This is a genomic window from Mesorhizobium sp. M2C.T.Ca.TU.002.02.1.1, from assembly GCF_003997225.1.
In genome coordinates, this window is the sequence record NZ_RZTO01001087.1 from 1 (window position 1) to 1,661 (window position 1,661).

Below are 1,661 nucleotides of genomic sequence, written 5' to 3' on the forward strand. Positions count from 1 at the left end.
GGTGGGTGATGTAGACGGCAACGGCACGGTGGACACCGTTACGACCACGACCGATGCAAACGGCTACTTCTCGTTCGAGAACCTTCGTCCGGGAACCTACACGGTCAGCGAGCTTTTCACGGATGGAACGACCTGGGGTGCGACTGTCGATCACAACAAGGACGGCATCGGCGACGCCACCACGACGGTAACTGTCCTAAGTGGGCAGGAGCTCGTCGCAGTCAGCGGAGAAGAAGGACCGCTTGGCACGCACACCGAAGTCAATGTCGGCGACGCTCTGACCTTCGGCAACCATGAGCTTGGCGCCCTCGGGCTCACCCCGGGCTTCTGGTACAATCATGAATATGTCTGGGATGCTCCGATCCTCGGAACCGACACCAGCAATGGCGGCATCGACGGCAACGGTGTTTCGCTCGCTTCCAAGCTCGCCGCCGCCGGCACGATCTCGGACCCCGACATCGCCAAGAACCTACCCGGGAATCTCGACGTCGATCACGACAACCACAAGGATCTGGTGTTCACGGATGCAAGCGGCAAGTCCCTGGTGATCGAATGGGATGATGCCCGCGAGATCGTCGGCGGGGCCAACGGCACCGGCGGCGACAAGCTCGGCGATTTCGTCCGCTATGCGATCACCACGCTGCTCAATGATGCCGGTGTCCCGAACTTCAGCGCGCCGGCGGGCATGATTGCCAACATCGCCGACTGGCTGATCGCAAATGGCGGCGTGACGCATACCGACTTCAACGGAGACGGCCAGATAACAAATGCCGACCCTTATATCCTCAACTACAACAACGCCACGGAACCGGGCAAAGACGGCTTCACCAAAACCGTCAAGGCAAGCAGCGCCGCCTGGCAGAACACCGTCAACGGCGTGCCGTCCGGCGCCCAGATCTTTGCCGACATGAACGCCACGACCGATGGGGCCACCGGCAACAATATGATGATGTCGTTGAACCAGTCGAACGTTCTGACGACGCAGGACGAGGGCGATCATTTCGGCATCATCTCGTCCGTGCTGAATTATTCGGGCAGCTACCTGCAGCTCCACGTTTGATGAAGCCGCGCGCGAATCTCATGCAAACACCGATCGGGGGCGAGCTCATCTCGCCCTCGATCCCTGGCGCCGGAGGCGTTCGACACCGGGCTCGCGCGACCAAATTCAAGAAAAGGCAAAGAGGTCCGATATGAACCAGCGCGTCGAAAAGATCATCGACCGGCCCGATGCGCCGGAGATTTTTTGCGACGGCGCGCTAGCCATAAGTTTCCGCCAGGACGTGCTGCGCCTTACCCTCTACTCGGATCGCATCGATGCCGCGGAGCGCGCGAACATCAATCGCGTCGTCGTCGGGCAACTGTCGATGCCGCCGTCAGGCTTCGTCGATCTCTACAATCAGATGACCGCGGTCATGGCGCGACTGACGCGGGCCGGAAAGGTGCATCCGGTCGAACAGAAGCAGCAACAACCGTCCTAATTTAGATTAGGCAAAATCCGCTGTGAGGCGACCCGTAAAAGAAAAGCCCGCCGAATGGCGGGCTCAGACTGCTGACAAACCCCTGGCGTTAGCCGGGGGTTTTTGATTCACTGGGTCATGTTGAAGCGACCCGCCCCCGAACAGACCGCGCTCGAGATGGTAACGTTGGACCAACTGGTCCCG

General features: G+C 60.1%; 2 protein-coding genes. Both read left to right on the forward strand.

The genetic code is table 11. The features are described 5' to 3' along the window. Nucleotides 1–1,060 (forward strand): SpaA isopeptide-forming pilin-related protein (locus EOD07_RS37930; protein ID WP_164772804.1); only part of this gene is annotated, 1,060 nt, incomplete at its 5' end. A gap of 130 nt (nucleotides 1,061–1,190) precedes the next feature. Then, nucleotides 1,191–1,478 carry a hypothetical protein gene (locus tag EOD07_RS33620; protein WP_127238275.1) on the forward strand — a complete coding sequence of 96 codons (288 nt, stop codon included), beginning with the start codon at nucleotides 1,191–1,193 and terminating at the stop codon, nucleotides 1,476–1,478. The last annotated feature ends 183 nt before the right edge of the window (nucleotides 1,479–1,661 follow it).